17 protein-coding genes and 1 pseudogene are annotated in these 18857 nt (G+C 61.7%); 7 read left to right on the top strand and 11 right to left on the bottom strand.

Annotated elements, in window-relative coordinates:
- Positions 1–240: 240 nt before the first annotated feature.
- The 3 genes from AC3WOY_RS25310 to AC3WOY_RS25300 all read left to right on the top strand — a co-directional run bounded on the left by AC3WOY_RS25310 (position 241) and on the right by AC3WOY_RS25300 (position 2681).
- Positions 241–1791, top strand: coding sequence for an alpha-glucosidase (locus AC3WOY_RS25310; protein WP_492428878.1), 1551 nt, complete (start codon positions 241–243; stop codon positions 1789–1791).
- 133 nt (positions 1792–1924) lie between these two features.
- Entirely contained in the window at positions 1925–2173 is a 249-nt protein-coding gene (locus AC3WOY_RS25305; protein WP_492428876.1) for a DUF3563 family protein, read from the top strand.
- A gap of 295 nt (positions 2174–2468) precedes the next feature.
- A complete protein-coding gene (locus AC3WOY_RS25300; RefSeq protein ID WP_492428874.1) occupies positions 2469–2681 on the top strand; it encodes a hypothetical protein in 213 nt (70 codons plus the stop codon).
- A 58-nt stretch (positions 2682–2739) separates the two neighbouring features.
- On the opposite strand, the gene AC3WOY_RS25295 is transcribed toward AC3WOY_RS25300, so the two are convergent.
- From AC3WOY_RS25295 to AC3WOY_RS25285, 3 genes are all read right to left on the bottom strand, one after another.
- Positions 2740–3228: a hypothetical protein gene (locus AC3WOY_RS25295; RefSeq protein WP_492428872.1), complete on the bottom strand. Its 489-nt coding sequence runs from the start codon at positions 3226–3228 to the stop codon at positions 2740–2742.
- Between the two features lie 37 nt (positions 3229–3265).
- Complete coding sequence (gene glgX / locus AC3WOY_RS25290; RefSeq protein ID WP_492428870.1) at positions 3266–5374, bottom strand: glycogen debranching protein GlgX; 2109 nt, start codon at positions 5372–5374, stop codon at positions 3266–3268.
- 87 nt (positions 5375–5461) lie between these two features.
- Positions 5462–5656, bottom strand: coding sequence for a hypothetical protein (locus AC3WOY_RS25285; protein WP_492428868.1), 195 nt, complete (start codon positions 5654–5656; stop codon positions 5462–5464).
- 279 nt (positions 5657–5935) lie between these two features.
- On the opposite strand from AC3WOY_RS25285, the gene AC3WOY_RS25280 reads away from it, so the two are divergent.
- Positions 5936–6280: a copper-binding protein gene (locus tag AC3WOY_RS25280; protein ID WP_492428866.1), complete on the top strand. Its 345-nt coding sequence runs from the start codon at positions 5936–5938 to the stop codon at positions 6278–6280.
- A 48-nt stretch (positions 6281–6328) separates the two neighbouring features.
- On the opposite strand, the gene AC3WOY_RS25275 is transcribed toward AC3WOY_RS25280, so the two are convergent.
- Positions 6329–6625, bottom strand: coding sequence for a BON domain-containing protein (locus AC3WOY_RS25275; RefSeq protein ID WP_492428864.1), 297 nt, complete (start codon positions 6623–6625; stop codon positions 6329–6331).
- 933 nt (positions 6626–7558) lie between these two features.
- Between AC3WOY_RS25275 and AC3WOY_RS25270 the strand changes: the two are divergent.
- A pseudogene (locus AC3WOY_RS25270) lies at positions 7559–7648 on the top strand (PEP-CTERM sorting domain-containing protein); the annotation flags it as partial.
- Positions 7649–7791: 143 nt separating this feature from the next.
- Positions 7792–9759 (top strand): peptidase U32 family protein, encoded by a 1968-nt coding sequence (locus tag AC3WOY_RS25265; protein ID WP_492428862.1) that lies wholly within the window; start codon positions 7792–7794, stop codon positions 9757–9759.
- Here the strand turns inward: AC3WOY_RS25265 and AC3WOY_RS25260 are convergent.
- The 6 genes from AC3WOY_RS25260 to AC3WOY_RS25235 all read right to left on the bottom strand — a co-directional run bounded on the left by AC3WOY_RS25260 (position 9756) and on the right by AC3WOY_RS25235 (position 17024).
- Complete coding sequence (locus AC3WOY_RS25260) at positions 9756–10034, bottom strand: c-type cytochrome (RefSeq protein WP_492429404.1); 279 nt, start codon at positions 10032–10034, stop codon at positions 9756–9758. The two genes, AC3WOY_RS25265 and AC3WOY_RS25260, sit on opposite strands and share 4 nt — an antisense overlap.
- Before the next feature lie 92 nt (positions 10035–10126).
- Entirely contained in the window at positions 10127–13252 is a 3126-nt protein-coding gene (locus tag AC3WOY_RS25255; protein ID WP_492428860.1) for an efflux RND transporter permease subunit, read from the bottom strand.
- Between the two features lie 12 nt (positions 13253–13264).
- A complete protein-coding gene (locus AC3WOY_RS25250) occupies positions 13265–14854 on the bottom strand; it encodes an efflux RND transporter periplasmic adaptor subunit (protein WP_492428858.1) in 1590 nt (529 codons plus the stop codon).
- Complete coding sequence (locus AC3WOY_RS25245) at positions 14851–16134, bottom strand: TolC family protein (protein WP_492428856.1); 1284 nt, start codon at positions 16132–16134, stop codon at positions 14851–14853. The genes AC3WOY_RS25250 and AC3WOY_RS25245 overlap by 4 nt, the downstream gene beginning before the upstream one ends.
- Positions 16135–16207: 73 nt before the next feature.
- On the bottom strand, positions 16208–16681 hold the full coding sequence (locus AC3WOY_RS25240) for a hypothetical protein (protein ID WP_492428854.1): 474 nt from the start codon (positions 16679–16681) through the stop codon (positions 16208–16210).
- 118 nt (positions 16682–16799) lie between these two features.
- Complete coding sequence (locus AC3WOY_RS25235) at positions 16800–17024, bottom strand: hypothetical protein (RefSeq protein WP_492428852.1); 225 nt, start codon at positions 17022–17024, stop codon at positions 16800–16802.
- Between the two features lie 245 nt (positions 17025–17269).
- On the opposite strand from AC3WOY_RS25235, the gene AC3WOY_RS25230 reads away from it, so the two are divergent.
- Positions 17270–17683, top strand: coding sequence for a hypothetical protein (locus AC3WOY_RS25230; protein ID WP_492428850.1), 414 nt, complete (start codon positions 17270–17272; stop codon positions 17681–17683).
- A gap of 42 nt (positions 17684–17725) precedes the next feature.
- On the opposite strand, the gene AC3WOY_RS25225 is transcribed toward AC3WOY_RS25230, so the two are convergent.
- Positions 17726–18775, bottom strand: coding sequence for an AraC family transcriptional regulator (locus AC3WOY_RS25225; RefSeq protein ID WP_492428848.1), 1050 nt, complete (start codon positions 18773–18775; stop codon positions 17726–17728).
- Between the last annotated feature and the right edge of the window lie 82 nt (positions 18776–18857).

Below are 18857 nucleotides of genomic sequence, written 5' to 3'. Positions count from 1 at the left end.
TTGTTCGCGAAAAGACATTCAGAAATCGCAATCTTGCAGCGAGACCATTGCAAGAGACACCATGCAAGGGCGAAATCAGTTGCGGATGAGGAACAAATCGCCCTGGTTTTGCCTCTACGACATTGCACAATTCCCTTTAGCAACAGATATTGCAGGGGAAGATTCTGCATGGCGGAAATCTCGTGTCCTGCCCGCGCCCGAGCGTGCGTCGGCGGGCAGCAATGTTTTGTGAGGCAGGCAATGATCATTTACCAGGTATACCCGCGCAGCTTCAGCGATGCGAACAATGACGGCATCGGCGACCTCGCAGGGATCGAGCAAAAGCTCCCTTACATCAAGAGTCTCGGCGTCGACGCCATCTGGATCAGCCCGTTCTTCAAGTCGCCGATGAAGGATTTCGGCTACGACGTGTCCGACTACCGCGCAGTCGATCCCATCTTCGGCACCATGGACGATTTCAGGAGCCTGATGCGGCGCGCGAAGTCGCTCGGCCTCGGCGTGATCGTCGACATGGTGATCTCCCACACCTCGGAGGAACACGGCTGGTTCAAGCAAAGCCGCGCACGCGAGAACGGCAAGTCGGACTGGTACCTGTGGGCAGACCCGAAACCGGACGGCAGTCCGCCGAACAACTGGGTTTCCGTCTTCGGCGGCCCGGCATGGCGCTGGGATGCGGAGCGGCGGCAGTACTACTTCCACTCCTTCCTCTCCAGCCAGCCCGACCTCAACATGCACCATCCTGCCGTGCAGGATGCGGTGCTGGAAGAAATGGATTTCTGGCTTGACATGGGCGTCTCCGGCTTCCGCTTCGACGCCTGCAACCATATCTTCCAGGATCTGTCACTGCGCAACAATCCGCCGCGCGAGAATACCGGCGATGCATTGCATCCGTATGGTTTCCAGGTACACCTGTACGACCAGGGCCGTCCCGAAATGCTTCCCTTCCTGGAACGTATCCGCACGCTGCTCGATGCCTACGGTGCGTTCAGCCTGGCGGAGGTCGGCGGCGTCGATCCGTTGAAGCTGATGGGGCAGTACACGCAACCGGGACGGCTGCATTCCGCCTACAGCTTTGCGCTGATGCGTCCGGATTACAGTGCCGCCTATGTGCGCAATGTGATTGCGACGCTGGAAGAGCACATCCATCCTTCCAGTTCGGCGTGCTACGCCATGAGCAACCACGACAAACCGCGTGTCGCCACGCGTTGGCTGCAGGGCCGCGATCCGGCCGATACCGCCAAGGCGCATTTCGCGATGCTGCTCTGCATGCGGGGCGATATCTGCCTGTATCAAGGCGAGGAACTTGCTCTGCCGCAGGCCGATGTGCCTTTCGAACGCCTGCAGGATCCGTTCGGCATTTCGTTCTGGCCCAAGTTCAAGGGCCGCGACGGCTGCCGCACGCCGATGCCGTGGAAAGATGCGGCGCATGGCGGATTCAGTACGGCCGAGCCATGGTTGCCCGTTGATTCCACGCATGGCGCATTGAGCGTGGAAAGCCAGGAGACCGACAGCGGATCGATGCTGCACTTTGCGCGCGGCATGATCGCGCTGCGCAAGGAACGTGTCGAACTCAATCATGGCAGCATCGAATTGATCGACGCACCGGACGGCGTCCTGGCCTTCGCCCGCGTCCACGAGGAACGCAGGATGACTTGCATCTTCAACATGGACGGTATCGCGAAGAAAGTTGCGGGATTCGGTTCAGCGGAAATGGTGCGCGGCCAGCATGCGGCCATGGACGGCGGTACGGTAACGCTTGGTGTCAGCGGATTCTGCCTTCTCGGCAATTAAATGCTGGTTATTGGCGCTTTCGCACAAATTCACAAAAGCCATATCTCTCATTCCCGATCGAAAGTATCCAGCAAGTATGCCCCTCCCTATACTGTGAATGCATGACCCATGCATCACTTAAGAGGACAAGAAAATGTCAACCGCAACTCTCCACATGCCGAATGCCCTGGTTACCGCCATGCGTGCAGCAGGCCACGGAATCGCCGCGACTACCCATGCGGCGCTTGAACAAATCGGCAATGCACTGACCCGTAGCATGGAAGAAGGCCGTCGCGAAAATGAGGAAGCCTACCTGGCCGAATCGACCGACTGCTTCGACCTTGAGCGCCGCATGCGCGAGCTGGACCGTGGTCCGCGCGGCGCACTGACATGGTTGTATTAATAGCATGACAGTGCGGGAAGCATAAGGCGGCATCCATGCCGCCTGCAACCCGCAGTCAACTCTCCGCTGTCTCCCTCCGCACCTCCTTCCCGCTCGAACCAGTCGTTCCCGAACAGCTCCTCCGGATGCTGCGCGCGTTCGCCTGCACCTACACGTTGCGTATCTGGTTGTTCCAAGTCGCAACACTTGTTACGAATCAATTCAAGCCTTGAGCCTGCAACCGGCGCGGCGCTAGAGTCATTCCAAGGGAGCCGTGCGCTTACCTGCTATCAATCAAGCGTAACAAGGAAGCAACATGAGAATGAGATTTATGCATCGTGACGACAACGCCTGGGCACTGGGCGATCTCGCCTACGATCTTGATGACACCATCGAATCCGGAGCAGTAAAGGCGCGCCGTTTCGGCCTGGCGCCGGGGTCCGACAGCTATGCGGCATTCATGACGGCCTTTTCCCGCCGCGTGCGCAGCCGTCAACCGGCCGAGAAGAAGGAAGCCCTGGCGGCCTGAATCCGCTGTGCACGGACCGCATTCAGGACTGGTCGTAGCCGCCTATAGCGTCTGTCTCCTATCCTTGGATGTGTCCCGCCGCAGCGATGCCGTCATGGCCTTTGTCTTCCAACCCAAGTGCTCGCGCAAGCGCCGAACAGGTTTCCGAAACTTCCCGTTCCCGGGCACCGTACGCGTTCCTGAAGCGCTGGATCTCCACGACTTCATCCGCTGGCGTGCCCACTTCGACCACCAGGTCGGGCAGATCGCTCCTCACGCCTACCCATGCCATGCCGGGAAGCGCTTCCGTACGCACATGCAAGGGAATCGAAAACAGCGTGACTGTCGTAGCGATCCGTTGCTGTTCCGTATCGATCGAGATGGTTCGTCGCAGGGTCAGCGAGCCGGCTGCGATCAATGCGACAAGGACTGCGATCGCTAACGCGCCCGCCGCAAATCCCGACAGCCGGGCAAAGTGGAAGGCAAACAGGATGACCACGATAACGGCCATGCTGTGGACGGCACGGTTCACAATGGCCGGACCGGGGACTTGGACAATGTGCTTCATGGGGCATCCAGAAATTGAATCGCCCGAGTATATACCTCTACCGCAACGCTTTCGGCAACCGGTTGGCAAGCACCAGAACGCTATGGCCGGGAACCTCGATCTCGTCCTCGGAAACAGCGCGAACCTCCGTCTCGTCCGTGCTGCTGTCCACCAGCAAATGCCAGCGGCGCTCCGGCCGCGGGAAACGGAATGCAAGCGCATCATGTCCGCCGTTGACCAGCATCAGCACGACGTCGAGCTTGCCGTCATCATCCACGCTCGCACGCTGCACGGCCAGCGCCCTTGCTTCCGGGTTCTGCCACGCATCCGGCGGCAATTCCTCGCCCCGCTCGTCGAACCAGGCAAGGTCGCGTATGCCTTCACCGACTTCATCGCCGTGCAGGAATCGCTGCGACTGCATGACATCGAAACTGTGCCGCACGGTCAGCAGGCGGCCGACATAGGCAGTGAGCGACCTGCCTTCTTGCGATTGCGCCGCATTCCAGTCGACCCATGACAGTGCATTGTCCTGGCAGTAGGCGTTGTTGTTGCCCTGCTGGGAACGGCCGAACTCGTCGCCGGCAAGCAGCATCGGCGTTCCCTGCGCCAGTGCAACGGTGGCGAGCAAGGCTCGCTGCACGCGCTTGCGCAGCGCGAGGATAGCCGGATCTTCGGTCGGCCCTTCCACGCCCCAGTTGTTGCTGTAATTCTCGGAGTGCCCGTCGTTGTTGTTCTCGCCGTTCGCTTCATTGTGCTTTTCGTTGTAGCTGACCACGTCCTGCAGCGTGAAGCCATCGTGCGAGGCGGCGTAATTGATCGAAGCCCAAGTCTTGCGGCGGCGGCGGTTGAACATGTCCGCCGAGCCCGAGATGCGGGCGGCAAAATCCGCTCGCTGCCCCGGATCGCCGCGCCAGAAGCGGCGCACGCCGTCGCGGAACTTGTCGTTCCATTCGGCAAAGCCCGGCGGGTGGTTGCCGAGCTGATAGCCGCCGGGGCCGATGTCCCACGGCTCTGAAATCAGTTTCAGCCGCGACAGCATCGGGTCCTGCAGGATCGCGTCGAAAAAACCGGACCCCGGATCGAAGCCTGTTCCTTCCCGCCCCAGCGTCGCCCCGAGGTCGAACCGGAAGCCGTCGATATGGAAGGACTCCGCCCAGTAGCGCAGCGAATCCATGACCAGTTGCAGCACGCGGGGATGGGAGACGTTCAGCGTGTTGCCGCAGCCGGTTTCGTTGATGTAGTAGCGTTCATTGCCCGGCATCAGGCGGAAATAGCTTCCGTTGTCGAGGCCGCGAAAGCAGATCGTCGGCCCCATTTCATTGCCGCTGCCCGTGTGGTTGTACACCACGTCGAGGATGACTTCGATGCCTGCCGCATGCAGCCGCCGCACAGCAAGCCGCATGTCGTTCAGAGCGCCGCTGGACAGATACCCCGGCTCCGGCGCAAAGAAGGAAAGCGGACTGTAGCCCCAGTAGTTGCGCAGCCCCTTTTCCAGCAGGAAGCGGTCCTGCAGGAAGGCGTTCACCGGCATGAGTTCCAGCGTGGTCACGCCCAGCTTGAGCAGGTGATCGATGAAGCGCGGATTGGCCAGCGCAGCGAAGGTGCCGCGCAAATCCGGGCGCAGGTCGTCGCGCAGGATGGAAATACCGCGCACATGCGCCTCGTAGATGACTGTCTTCGACCACGGCACGTAGGGACGCTGGTCGCCTCCCCAGTTGAACAGGTCTTCCACCACGACCGACTTGGGCATTGCTTGCGCGCTGTCGCGCCGGTCGAAGCTGAGGTCGCCGCGCGGCGATCCAAGGCGGTAGCCGAACAGCGCATCCGACCAGCGCAGCGGGCCCGACATCAGGCGCGCATACGGGTCGAGCAGCAGCTTGTGGTGGTTGAAACGGTAGCCGCGCTGCGGATCGTAAGGACCGTAGGCGCGATAGCCGTACAGCAAGCCGGGCGCGGCCTCGGGCAGGTAGCCGTGCCAGATCTCGTCGGTGCAATCGGGCAGCGGCAGGCGTGCCACTTCCTTGCGGCCGGCTGCATCGAAGATGCAGAGCTCGATTTTTTCCGCGCTCGCCGAAAAGACGGCGAAGTTGACGCCCTGCCCGTCGTACGTGGCACCCAGCGGACTCGGACGTCCCGGCAACAGACGGTCAGGGATTTCGAAAAACATGGGGCATGTCTCCAGGCAAGGCTGTCATTTCTCTTTCTGTATGGAGTGTTGTCGATCCTTTAAGTTGTCTGGCGGTCTGGATAAATGTCATGCAGCCATGTACTGCACGACCTCGGGACCATTTGCCGCGGGAAGCGTTTCGAATAACGCCTTCGCATCGTCACAGGCCAAGTCCCGATGCATCGCGGTGTACTCCTGTGCCGGCAAAAGGCCGGCCTGCCAGTCGTCCGCGTGTACGACATGCGGCGGCACGATCGCGACGATGAGAACGCGGGCGTTCAATGTGGTGACTCCGGATTCTTGTTGTGTTGAGCCCGGCCGATGGCGAGGGTGGAACCAAGATAATTCGCCCGCCCGATTGCTCTCCTGTCAAATATCAATTCTTCGTTGCCTTCATTTCAAAGCGCCTGCCGGCCGCCAATCGCACGCCTGCGACCATTCGGCGGGAAAGCAGGTCAAGGATTCCCATGGCAGACATTGCCCGATGCGTTGGTTGTAGGCACAATGTGCGGGCCAGCAAATGCTTTATCTCTACTTTCCACTCGCACCATGAAGGAAAACATGACACACGTATCCAAGCTCGCTCTCGTCCTGCTCGTCGGCCTCGCCACTGCGCAATCCGGCATCGCCCAGGATGCACACAAGGGACATCACGGCGCAGCCGCGGACACAGCGGCCGCCTCGCAACTGGCCGCGGGCGAAGTCAAGAAGATCGACAAGGGCGCCGGCAAGATCACCATAAAGCACGGCCGCATCTACCGCCTGGACATGGAGCCGATGACCATGGTGTTCCGCGTCAGCGATCCGAAGATGCTGGACCAGGTCAAAGTCGGGGACAAGATCCGCTTTGATGCCGACAAGGTGAAAGGCGCGCTCACCGTCGTGAAGATGGAAGCAGCGCAGTAATACCCTCCGCAATCGCGGCCCGCCGGGCGGGCCGCGCCTCTCGCAGTCCTACTCTCCCGAACTCCGGTTCAGCACCTGCAGGTTGTTGAACACCTGTTGCACCCCGGAGACCTTCAGCGCAGTCTGGGCCGCATCGTATTTCTGCTTCTCCGTGCCGATGAATCCGGAGAGGATCACGACTCCCTTGGCCGACTCGACATTCACCGAGCGCGCACTGCCGATTCCTTCCGTTTGAGCAATTTCCTGTTTGACACGCGCCGACAACTGGGCGTCGGGTGAAGGCTGCTGCGTGGCGCAGGCGCCGAGCACCAGCACAGCACCGAGGATGAGACCTGTGGTTTTCATTGCACCTCCTTTTTTCGTATCAGGTAAGGGAACTGAGGGGTATGACAACACCCGGCCGCAAAAAAATTCCCTGATCAAAAAGAGCGTGAGTGGTGCAATCCGCATGGAACTTGTCGAAAGAATTGACAGTGACAGGAGGAAAATCGTTTGCGATGAATCAGCTATCGGATATCAATCAAGACCGTGTGGAAATTTACCGCTTCGCATTCGTGCATCGCGGACATTTTCCTGAGCGCGACTATACACATCTCGTCCTTGGCCTCTCGTAAGACATTGATAAATATCAGTTTTCGTCGGTCATCCTTACATCTCCCGCACTTGCCGGGCGCAACCGCTTATGAATTCCAGTTAAAACAATGAGTTAACTCTCTGGCATCAATGCTGCTACTCCCGATGGGCGAGCAAGGTTTTTTTGCCACGCATGTCCCCCATCACCAGAGGGAGAAGCCCATGAGAAAGAAAATCTTTTCCGCCGCACTTGCAGCGGTCTCCTTATGTCTCACGATATCGGCCCATGCATTGACGCTGGGGCCGGGCGACGCCGACTACACCGGCGCGGATCTGACTCCGCCGAACCCGACGAGCACCAGCGGAGAGAAAGGCTACATCGAGACCCTCTTCAACACGTCCAGCTTGTCGCTGTACTACAAGGCGCAAGTCGGCGGTGCCGACGAGGGCTCTTTCGCCGCCTCGTATAACACCGTGTTCGATCCCAACAACAGCGAGGCGCAGGATGCCATCATCAGCTATGTGCTCGGACCATCGATCAGTTGCCCCGAGTGCTACCTGGCCGTGAAGGATGGGAACCAGAATCCCTCCTACTATTTCTTCGACCTTGCCAGCTGGAATGGCACCGAAACGCTGAATTTGCTTGATTTCTGGCCAAGCCGCGGCGCCATCTCCCATGTGTCCATCTGGGGAAAACCCGGCGACACCACGAATGTCCCGGAGCCGGGGAGCATTGCACTCCTTGGCCTTGGGCTTGCCGGCCTCGCTGCAGCAAGGCGCCGCCGTTCCGCTTGACGGCGCAGCCGGGAACAGGGGCTTTCCGGTCCCTTTTCCCGGCTTGCCTGAACGTCAATCTCCTGCTCCTTCCGGAACTTCTCCGGCACCGACGGGGTCGTGCATTGGCTATAATTTCCGCCTTCGCCCGATTGGATCCCGCCATGTCACTCCCCGCCCACCATCTCGAACTGCTCTCGCCCGCCAAAACCGCCGAGATCGGACGTGAAGCCATCCTGCACGGCGCCGACGCGGTCTACATCGGCGGCCCCGCTTTCGGGGCCCGGCACAATGCCAGCAACCCGCTGGAAGACATTGCCGCGCTTGTCGAATTCGCGCACAGCTACCACGCCCGCATCTTCGTCACGATGAACACCATCATGCACGATGCCGAGCTGGAAACCGCGCACAAGCAGATCTGGCAACTGTACGAAGCCGGCGTCGATGCCCTCATCGTGCAGGACATGGGCCTGCTCGAACTGGACCTGCCGCCCATCCAGTTGCATGCCAGCACGCAATGCGACATCCGCACGGCTGACAAGGCGCGCTTCCTGGGGGCTGCCGGGTTCTCCCAGCTGGTGCTCGCGCGCGAACTGACACTGGAGCAGATCCGCCAGATCCGGACGGAAGTCGACACGCCGCTCGAGTACTTCATCCACGGCGCGTTATGCGTTGCGTTTTCCGGCCAGTGCTACATCTCCCATGCCGATACCGGCCGCAGCGCCAACCGCGGCGACTGCTCGCAGGCTTGCCGCCTGCCCTACACGCTCACCGACGGCGAAGGCCGGGTGGTGGCCTATGAAAAGCATCTGCTGTCGATGAAGGACAACGACCAGAGCCGCAACCTGGAAGCCCTGATCGACGCCGGTATCCGCTCGTTCAAGATCGAGGGGCGCTACAAGGACATGGGTTATGTGAAGAACATCACCGGTCATTACCGCATCCTGCTCGACGAAATCCTGGAACGGCGCCCCGAATTCGCCCGCGCCTCCAGCGGACGCACGCGCCTGATGTTCACGCCCGACGTGGACAAGAATTTTCATCGCGGCCACACGGACTATTTTGCGAACGGACGCCTGGCCGATATCGGGGCCTTCGACTCACCCAAATACGTGGGCGTGGAGCTGGGGACGGTGACGCGCCTTGGCGCCGACCATTTCGACATCGTGACAAATGCCCCGATGGCCAACGGCGACGGCCTGAATTACATGAACAAGCGCAGCACGGCCGGCATCCAGGCCAACAAGGTGGAAAAGCTCGGCGAGGACGAGGGCGGCCAACGCTGGCGGGTCTTCCCGAATGAACAGATGACCGCCCTGCCCGGCTTCAAACCCGGAATCGTGATCCACCGCAACCGCGACCACCAGTGGGAAGGCGCGCTGAACAAGAAATCCGCCGAACGCAAGGTGACGCTGCACCTCGCATTGAGCGAGCATGCGGACGGCCTGCGCCTTGCCACATGCGACGAAGACGGTATCGCCACCGTGACCGATGCGGCCATCGCCTTCCAGCCGGCCCAACAGCCCGAGCAGGCGGAGACGTCCCTGCGCTCCAGCCTCGGCAAGCTCGGGAACACGATGTTCGAGGCCGGCAAGGTGGAACTGAACCTGTCGCGGCCGCGGTTCGTGCCCGCTGCGGCGATCAACGCGCTGCGCCGGGATGGCATTGCTGCGCACGAAACAGCTCGCCTCGCCTCATGGCAGCGCCCGCCGCGCAAGGCATCGGCAGAGCCTCGTCCCACCTATCCTGAAACGCAGTTGAGCTACCTCGCCAATGTGTACAACGAGAAGGCGCGCGCCTTCTACCGCAAGCATGGCGTGCAGCTGATCGATGCGGCCTACGAAGCGCACGAGGAACCCGGCGAGGTGTCGCTGATGATCACCAAGCACTGCCTGCGCTTCTCGTTCAACCTTTGCCCCAAGCAGGCAAAGGGCGTGCAAGGCGTACAGGGCCAGGTGCGCGCCGAACCGATGACGCTGGTCAGCGGCAGCGAACGCTACACGCTGCGCTTTGACTGCAAGCCCTGCGAGATGCATGTGATCGGGGCAATGAAGCCCGGCATCCTGAACTCGCCGCCTCCTTCCGCCGTGCCGTACAGTCCACTGGTCTTCCATCGCAAGCGCCCTGCCTAGATTCCGACTTTCCGCTGCTCCATGCGGATGAAGGCGGTGATGTGCGCGACATCGTCCGGCGTCAGCCCCGGCACGGGCGCCATGTCGCCAAACTTCCAGTGATGCGCGCGCACGCCATTCCTGACCGCGAGCTGGAAGGCGGCGTCGCTGTGATGCGACGGCTCATAGACCTTGTGCAGCATGGGCGGCCCCTTGTCGCTGCCTTTCAGGTCAGCCCCATGGCACGCCGAGCACCGGGCAGCGAACATGTTTTTTCCCTTTGCGGGATTGGGCATCAAGCCGTCGCTCGGTTTCGGTATTTGCAGGGACTGCGCGCCCGCGGTACTTGCTGCCAGTAAAAGCAACATCCCGATCAGTTTCCTTTTCATTATTTTTCCATTCCCTTGTCCAGCCGCCACTGCTTGATCAGCGCGTACAGCGCCGGAATCACTGCCAGCGTCAGTATCGTCGACGAAATCATGCCGCCGACCATCGGCGCCGCAATGCGGCTCATCACTTCGGAGCCCGTTCCCGTGCTCCACAAAATCGGCAGCAGGCCGGCCATGATGGCGACCACCGTCATCATCTTCGGACGCACGCGTTCGACCGCGCCTTCCATCACCGCTTCATAGAGGTCGCCCGCGGTCGGCACCCTGCCTTCCTCGCGGCGCTGCTTCTTCAACGCTTCCCATGCGTGGTCGAGGTAGATCAGCATCACCACGCCGGTCTCGGCCGCCACGCCGGCCAGCGCGATGAAGCCGACCGCCACGGCCACCGACATGTTGTAGCCCAGCCACCACATCAGCCAGACGCCGCCCACCAGCGCGAACGGCACCGAGAGCATGACGATCAATGTCTCGGTCAGCCGCTTGAAGTTGAGATAGAGCAGCAGGAAGATGATCAGCAGGGTCACCGGCACGACGATCTTCATCTTGGCGATCGCGCGTTCCATCGCCTCGAACTGCCCGCTCCACGTGGCGTAATAGCCCGGCGGGAACTTCACCTGCTCGCTGACGGCCTTGCGGGCATCCGCCACATAGCCGCCGATATCCCTGCCGCGGATATCGACGTAGATGTACGCGGAAAGAAGCGCATTCTCGGTGCGGATGCCCGGCGTGCCCTTGGCAATGGAAATGCGGGCAAGCTGGCCGAGCGGGATCATCGCGCCGTCCATGACAGGCACCAGCACTTCGCGCGCGATCTGCTGCGGATCGGTGCGCATTTCGCGCGGGTAGCGGACGGTCACGGCGAAACGTTCGCGCCCTTCCACGGTCGTGGTCGCCATTTCCGCGCCGAGGGCGGTGGCGATGACGTCCTGCACTTCGCCGACGGTCAGGCCGTAGCGCGCCAGCTGCGCGCGATCCGGTTCGATGTTCAGGTAGAAGCCGCCGGTGATGCGCTCGGCGAAGGCCGAGGTCGTGCCGGGGACGTTCTTGACCACGGATTCGATCTGCCGCGCGAGCTTTTCCATCTCTTCAAGATTCGTACCGAACACCTTGATGCCGATCGGCGTCCGGATGCCGGTGGACAGCATGTCGATACGCGCCTTGATCGGCATCGTCCATGCATTCGACACGCCCGGGAACTGCAATGCTGCATCCATCTCGCCGATCAGCTTGTCCGTGGTCATCCCCGTCCGCCATTGCGATTCCGGCTTGAGGTTGATGACCGTCTCGAACATTTCGGTCGGTGCCGGATCGGTCGCGGTACCGGCGCGGCCCACCTTGCCGTACACCGACTCGACTTCCGGGAAGGATTTGATGATCTTGTTCTGCGTCTGCACCAGTTCGGCGGCCTTGGTCATGGTCATGCCAGGGAGGCTGGACGGCATGTAGAGCAGCGTGCCTTCATTGAGCGTCGGCATGAATTCGCTGCCGAGGCGCATGGCGGGGTACACCGTGACGGCCAGCACGATCACGGATGCGAGGACGGTCAGCTTCCTCCAGTGCATCACGCCGCGGATGATCGGGCGATAGATCCAGATGAGGAAACGGTTCACCGGGTTCTTCGCCTCCGGCATGATGCGGCCGCGGATGAAGAGCATCATCAGCACCGGCACCAGCGTGATCGACAGCAGCGCTGCGCCGGCCATGGCGAAGGTCTTGGTCCAGGCCAGCGGGGCGAACAGGCGGCCTTCCTGCGCTTCCAGCGTGAACACCGGCAGGAAGGAGACCGTGATGATCAGCAGCGAGAAGAACAGCGACGGCCCGACCTCCTTGCAGGCGGCGAGCATCGCTTCCACCCGCGACTCCCCGTCCTTCAGGCGTTCGAGGTGCTTGTGCGCGTTCTCGATCATCACGATGGCTGCGTCGACCATGGCGCCGATGGCGATCGCGATGCCGCCCAGGCTCATCAGGTTGGAGTTCATTCCGAGCACGCGCATGGCGATGAACGCCATCAGCACGCCGACCGGCAGCATCAGGATGGCGACCAGCGCGCTGCGCACATGCAGCAGGAAGACGATGCACACCAGGGCGACGATGATGCTCTCTTCGAGCAGCGTGACCTTCAGCGTATCGATCGCGCGGTGGATCAGGTCCGAACGGTCATAGACCGCCTGGATGCTGACGCCTTCCGGCAACCCGGCGCTGATCTCGCCGATCTTGTTCTTGATGTTGCCGATCACCTCCAGCGCATTCTGGCCATAGCGCGACATCGCGATGCCGGACACCACTTCGCCTTCGCCATTCAGCTCGGCCATGCCGCGGCGCTCGTCCGGCGCGAGTTCGACGCGCGCGATGTCGCGCACGAGGACGGGCGTGCCGCCTTCGGACTTCAGCACCAGGCTTTCCAGGTCGGCCTTGCCGCGCAGGTAGCCCTTGCCGCGCACCATGTATTCGGTTTCTGCCATTTCCACCACGCGTCCCCCGACGTCGCGGTTGGACTCACGGATCACCTGCGCCACCTTCATCAGCGGGATGCCGTAGCCGCGCAGCTTCACTGGGTCGACCGTTACCTGGTAGGTCTGCACGAAGCCGCCGACCGAGGCGACCTCCGCCACGCCGGGCGCCTTGGCGAGCTGGTAACGGAGATACCAGTCCTGCAGCGTGCGCAATTCGGCAAGGGTCTTGTCCTTGGCCAGCACGACATACTGGTAGACCCAGCCCACACCGGTGGCGTCAGGCCCGATCTGCGGCGTCACGCCGCGCGGCATACGGCTGGAAGCGAAGTTCAGGTATTCCAGCACCCGCGAGCGCGCCCAGTAGATGTCCGTACCATCCTCGAAGATGACGTAGACGAAGGACGCGCCGAAGAAGGAAAAACCGCGCACCACCTTCGACTTCGGCACCGACAGCATGGCGGTGGTGAGCGGATAGGTCACCTGGTCTTCGACCACCTGCGGCGCCTGCCCCGGATACTCGGTGTAGACAATGACCTGCACGTCGGACAGGTCCGGCAGCGCGTCGATCGGCGTCCTGAAGACGGCAACGATGCCGGCAATGGTGATGAACAGCGTGGCCAGCAGGACGAGGAAGACATTCCTGCCAGACCAGTCGATGATCTTGTTCAGCATGATGTCGTCCTGTTATCGATGGCCTGCATGCGGGTCGGCAGCCGGTGCGGACGGCTTCCGGATGGTTGCCGGCATGGGCTGGAATCCGGTGATCACCCATTCGCCCGGCTGGCGCTCGACGAACTCGAAACTGACCGGGTCTCCCGGCTTCATGTTCTTGAGCAGCGCGCTGTTGGCAACCTTGAACTCCATCGTCATCGCGGGCCACTTGAGGCTCGCCACCGGGCCGTGGCTGACGCTGACCATGCCGGAGCCGGCGTCGATTTCATCGATGGTGCCTTCGGCCTTGTGTCCGGCGCCGCCGGTTTTCGGCGCTTCCTTCGCCTGCGGGGCGGTGAAGCTGCCCGCGGCGGCCTTGAGGTTGCTCTCCGCATCGATCAGGAAGTTGGCGGCGACCACCACGTCTTCGCCCTCCTTCACGCCGTCGAGGATTTCGACATAGTCATTGCCGCTCGCCCCAAGCTTCACGTCACGCGGTTCGAAGCGGCCCTCGCCGCGCTGGACGAACACCATGCGGCGCGTGCCGCTGTCGATCACGGCGGAAAGCGGTACGGTCACCGCACCGGTGCGCGATCCTACGCCGAGCCGGACGTCCGCGAACATGCCGGGCTTGAGCAGGCGGCCCGGATTGGGAATCTCCAGGCGGACCTGCACCGTGCGCGTGGCGGATTGCAGCGTCGGATAGACATAGGTGACCGTGCCTTCGAATTCCTTGCCGGGGTAAGCGTTGATCGTGGCAGTGGCTTTTGCTCCCGTCCTGAGCAGGCCGATATCCTGTTCGAAGACATCGGCCAGTACCCATACCGTGGAGAGATCGGTCACCTGGTACAGCATCTCGCCCGGCATGAAGCGCATGCCCTGCACCGCCTTCTTTTCCGTCACGATGCCGCTCACCGGGGAACGGAACGTCATCGTGCGCTTTGCTTCTCCGCTGCGCGCCAGCGCGCGGATCTGTTCTTCCGAGATGTCCCAGTTCTTCAGGCGCATCAGGCTGGAGTCCGCGAGCTGCTTCATGCTGCCCTGGACATCGCTGTCGGCGCCCTTCAGCGACTGCATGCCCTGTGCGGCGATCGCGTATTCGCGCTGGGCCGAGACGAGTTCAGGGCTGTAGACCTCGAACAGCGGCTGGCCCTTGCCGATTTCCTGGCCGGTAGCGTTGACATGCAGGCGCTCGACATACCCTTCAAACTTGGGTGCGATGGTATAAGTGCGCCGCTCGTCCGGCTCGACCCGTCCGACCGCGCGTACGGCCCTGTCGATGGACTTGAGGGCCGCCTTTTCGATGCGCACGCCAAGCTTCTGCACCTTTTCCGTATTGATACGGACTTCGCTGCCGCCTGCGGTATCGGCTTCTTCCTCGCCTTCGCGCACCGGGATGTAGTCCATGCCCATCGGGTCTTTCTTCGGCACCGGCGAGGTGTCCGGCAGGCCCATGGGATTGCGGTAATACAGGATGCGGCCTTGCTTCTTGCCGCCTTCGGGGGCGGTGCTGGCGGCCGGCGCCGTTTCGACGGCGTCGCGATTGCCGATCCAGTAACCGCCGCCAGCCGCGACGGCGGCAATGAGGACGGCGCCGATGGCCAGGGATGCGCCTTGTTTCATAGTTCTTCTCCGAGGATGCGTTCGATGTCAGCCAGGCGCGCTTGCGCCTCGGCCTGTGCCTTGATCTGGTTCTGCCGCGCGGAGCGGATCTGCCGCTGCGCGTCCAGCAAGGTGGCAAAGTCGACCTTGCCGTTTTCATAGCTCGCGAGCGCCGACTTGTAGGTGAGTTCGGCCTGCGGCAGCAGGTTGTTGGCAATGAGGATTTCGGTGCGCCGCGCGGCGTCGAGGCCGGAAAGGTTTTCCGCGAGATCGGCCAGTACTTCGTTGGACGCGGCCTCCTTGCGCGAACGGGCAGCAGACAGCATGGCCTCCGATTCGCGCTCCATGGCACGGCGCGAGGATTGCTGGATCGGAATGTTCATTTCGAACATCACTTCCCATTCCTTCACCGACTTGCCGGTCTGCACCGGCGCGAATCCCACGGCGAAATCGGGGTAGCGGTTCTTGTACGCAAGGTCACGGCTGCGCTCGGCTGCCTTCAGCTTTGCGTCCTCGGCGGCGATCTGGGGATTGCGCGCGCGTACACGGTCTTCCAGAGCGGAAAACTCCAGCTTCACCGGCGCGGGCAGCGGCCGCAGGCGTTCGGGCTCGGCCAGCGGAGCGACGGCCGGCCGTGCCAAAAGCATGTTCAGGCGCGATTGGGTCATGCGCCTGTCGTTCTCCAGCATGAGCAGTTCGTTGCGCATCGCGGTCTGCTCGACTTGCGCGCGGATGGCGTCCGACTGCGCGGCGAGCCCGCCGGCGTAGCGCGCCTGCGTCACCCTTTCCAGGCGCGACATGAGGTCCAGGATCTCGCGCGTCAGGCGTTCGCTCTGGACCACGTAGTAATACTTCGCATAGGCGGCCTTGATGCGGGAGGCAAGCTCGCTCCAGGCGCCGCCGGCCTTTTCGCGCGCGGCATCGGCCTCGAAACCCGCGATCTCGCGCTGCAGGTCGCGCTTGCCGAACCATGGCAATTCCTGCATGACCTGATAGCGCGCCTTGCCGGCCCTGCCGGGAAGCAGCGAGGCATTCTGCTCGCCCATTTTGGTAATGTCTTCGAGTTCGACACGAATCTTCGGATCGGGCAATGCGCCCGCCGACGCGGAACGTTCGATCGCCGCGTCGGCTTCGTGGCGCATGGCTGCGTATTCGGGATTGCGTTCCCGCGCATAGGCAAGCAGGCTTTCCACGGAGTTGCCGGGCAATGGTTCCGAGGCAAAGGCGGCAAGCGGAGCCGCGAACGCCAGCACGACCATGCAGGCGCGTGCAGACGGCACAACAGTTTTCTGGATTGACATGGATACTCCGGACGACAAAAGGCACGCGCTGCCCGCACATGCGAGGCAGCACCGGTTCAGTCAGCCGGGAGGATCAGATTCGGAAGCAGCAGTTCCGGATGGAAATCGGTGGAGCGGAGGCGCGCATCAGCCAGGGAGCTTGCGCGTAGGTGGAGTCGGGGAGAAAAACAAGGGAAGCGTCGACGACCTGCCGCACGATATCGATCACGACAGCAGGCTGGACGTCGGGCACCTGGGGTTTGTAGAGCGACTGTCCGCCTTCCTGGGAGTAGGCAAAACAGAGCGCGGGCTGCTCGAGATCGACGCCGCCTTCGCAGCCGCTCATCTCGCGGTGCGAATCGGCACTTGCCCAGCCGTCGTGGCTGGCGATTTCCGGCGTCGACTTGATCGTCGGGCAGGCGTAGGCTGCCACGGCGAGCTGCATGAACAGCACGCTGAACAGCGCAACAAGCGCAGTGACGAATCGCGAGTGACGGGTAAATCGCATGGTCTGGTTGACGTTGCTTCCCAAATGAAGCCGGCATTGCAGCACTGTCAGTGTATGCAATCGTACTCTCCCGGGTCATTGACCTGAATCAACACCTTCAGGATTCAATGCCGGGGACGTCGCGCATGATACTGCAAATGTCGGCTTCGTGTAGAGGATGCCATGGTCACGGAGCAATTCAACGAGCACGGGAAAGGATGACCAGCCACTTCTTCCACAACAGCAGTTCGAGATGGCCGGCTTCCACGCCGGTGCTGCAGTCGATCAGCGGATTGACGCGGTAGTAACGCTTGCGGAAATCGCGGCACACGAAAATTTCGCGGCTGCCGAAACGAAGCAGGAACGAGGTCGGGGCATATTCGAGGCCGAAGCGTGCGCCGAAGGAGTTGTTCAGGTGTGCCATGTCAGTCCTCCAATAAATCGTCGTTGATCGAGTCCTTACTTTAGCACAACTACTGTATAAAACAACAGGCATGTGAAAAAAACCAGTATATTATCAAAAATGCAATTTTATTCAACTATTCCCTCCTCCTTTTTTTCGTCCTTTCGGACGATTTCAATCGCCGAACTTCGCGCCTAGCATGCACGAACAACAAAGGTAACCAAACGTTCACAGAAACGTATCACCACAAATCAAGAGGAGACAACATGTCCTTTGCTTGGCGACAACTGCAATCCGCAATGCGCGTCCTGGCTGGAACGGGCGACCGCCGCGACCGCCTCAATGCTGCACTGAGCAAGCTCATCAAGCTCAAGCAGCGCGACCTTCCCTCCGAAGTGGCCGATGATTTCAATGCCCTCGTCGGCGGGATATCACGCTTCCCCATAAGGAGTATCAACCAGGAGATCAAGACTGCCGTCGAATTACTCACAGACAAGGAAGTGATCGAAGCAATCGATAGGGTCATGCGCATGTATGACGCGGTCTCGACATACCAGCCACGTCCGGTGAAGCATCCCGGCGGCCCGCGGCGCAGCGAGGCGCACTTGTTGCCCTGGCCTGTTCCCGCACTGCACATCCTGGAAACAAGGCACGGCGCCTTCTTCCACGAGACAGCCTGAGCGCTTCCGGCGAGAGCGGAAAACGTTCCCGCCTCCTTCCTCTTACGTCCTGCCTTCCTGGCTTTCCCGGTACGCGCCGGGATTCATCCCTGTCCATTCCTTGAATGCGTGGCAAAACGAGCTTTGCTCCTGGTATCCCAGCAGGAAGGCGATCTCGGCCAGGCTCAGCCTGTCGCGCTTCAGATAGCCGATTGCGAGTTCATGGCGGGTACGGTCCAGCACCTGCTGGAACGTCACGCCCGCGTCTGCGAGCTTCCGCTGCAGCGTGCGCTGGGTGATATTCATTTCCTCTGCAATCGTGGCCAGCCGCACCCGGTCCTGGGCGAGGTTGCGAACGATGGTGCCGCGTACCTGCGCGACGATGCCGGCATCCGCCTGCGCGCGCAGCTTTTCCCGCAATAACTGCTCCGCGTGCTGCTGCAGCACGGGATAGAGCCCGACGTCGGCATTGCGTACGGGCCATGCGAGGAGCGCTGCGTCGAAATGCGCGCAATGAGCATCCGCGCCGAAGCGCACCTTGTCGCCGAAGATGCGGCGGTGCTCTTCGCAATCCTCCGGGGCCGCATGCATGAAGGAGATCTGCGCATGCGGCAGCGTTGTTCCCGCCAGCCAGCTGCCCATGACCTGGATACCGGCGAAGACGCTTTCCGCGAGGTGCCGGCTTGCTCCGAGCAGTGCGCTGTCCCAGCGGTATTCCGCCATGCCACCCTCCACCCGCAATGCCGATCGCCCGAGGTCGTGCGCCAGCCCCTCGAAACGCAGGGTCTGCTGCAGGGCCTGCCCGAAATCGCGGCAGCTCAGCAGGATGAGGCCGTACACGTTGTAGGCGCCCAGCTTCACGCATTCGCCGACATGCAGGCCGAAATGCGGGTCCTGCGCGAGTGCGGCGCCCGCATCGAGCAGGCGGACGTACGCGTCGGCCCTCAGCGTTTCCGGAAGCGGTGTCAGTGCGCCCGCAGGAAGTCCGGCCGCATGCGCAAGGTCATCTGCATGCACGCCGCGTGCAGCTGCCGCCTCCAGCAAGGGCTGCAGGTAAGGCCCCGCGACGACGCCCGAGGCTTGATCAATTCCGGTGCGTAGTGCTGTTGTCATGTTAGGACAAACGGCTTGTCATGAATGCGCAATACAAGGGGGACTCCCGTCAATAAGCTGCTGCCAAAGTATAAACAAAAGG

Source organism: Noviherbaspirillum sp. FW303-A3 (assembly GCF_058788695.1).
This window is presented reverse-complemented; position numbering and strand designations above follow the sequence as displayed.

Bases quoted from the DNA above. Each gene is read 5' to 3' on its own strand.
- AC3WOY_RS25305 (WP_492428876.1), top strand. From the start codon at position 1,925: ATGTCAACCGCAACTCTCCACATGCCGAATGCCCTGGTTACCGCCATG.
- AC3WOY_RS25295 (WP_492428872.1), bottom strand. From the start codon at position 3,228: ATGAAGCACATTGTCCAAGTCCCCGGTCCGGCCATTGTGAACCGTGCC.
- AC3WOY_RS25280 (WP_492428866.1), top strand. From the start codon at position 5,936: ATGACACACGTATCCAAGCTCGCTCTCGTCCTGCTCGTCGGCCTCGCC.
- AC3WOY_RS25300 (WP_492428874.1), top strand. From the start codon at position 2,469: ATGAGAATGAGATTTATGCATCGTGACGACAACGCCTGGGCACTGGGC.
- AC3WOY_RS25255 (WP_492428860.1), bottom strand. From the start codon at position 13,252: ATGCTGAACAAGATCATCGACTGGTCTGGCAGGAATGTCTTCCTCGTC.
- AC3WOY_RS25310 (WP_492428878.1), top strand. From the start codon at position 241: ATGATCATTTACCAGGTATACCCGCGCAGCTTCAGCGATGCGAACAAT.
- AC3WOY_RS25225 (WP_492428848.1), bottom strand. From the start codon at position 18,775: ATGACAACAGCACTACGCACCGGAATTGATCAAGCCTCGGGCGTCGTC.
- AC3WOY_RS25260 (WP_492429404.1), bottom strand. From the start codon at position 10,034: ATGCCCAATCCCGCAAAGGGAAAAAACATGTTCGCTGCCCGGTGCTCG.
- glgX (WP_492428870.1), bottom strand. From the start codon at position 5,374: ATGTTTTTCGAAATCCCTGACCGTCTGTTGCCGGGACGTCCGAGTCCG.
- AC3WOY_RS25265 (WP_492428862.1), top strand. From the start codon at position 7,792: ATGTCACTCCCCGCCCACCATCTCGAACTGCTCTCGCCCGCCAAAACC.
- AC3WOY_RS25245 (WP_492428856.1), bottom strand. From the start codon at position 16,134: ATGTCAATCCAGAAAACTGTTGTGCCGTCTGCACGCGCCTGCATGGTC.
- AC3WOY_RS25275 (WP_492428864.1), bottom strand. From the start codon at position 6,625: ATGAAAACCACAGGTCTCATCCTCGGTGCTGTGCTGGTGCTCGGCGCC.
- AC3WOY_RS25230 (WP_492428850.1), top strand. From the start codon at position 17,270: ATGTCCTTTGCTTGGCGACAACTGCAATCCGCAATGCGCGTCCTGGCT.
- AC3WOY_RS25235 (WP_492428852.1), bottom strand. From the start codon at position 17,024: ATGGCACACCTGAACAACTCCTTCGGCGCACGCTTCGGCCTCGAATAT.
- AC3WOY_RS25250 (WP_492428858.1), bottom strand. From the start codon at position 14,854: ATGAAACAAGGCGCATCCCTGGCCATCGGCGCCGTCCTCATTGCCGCC.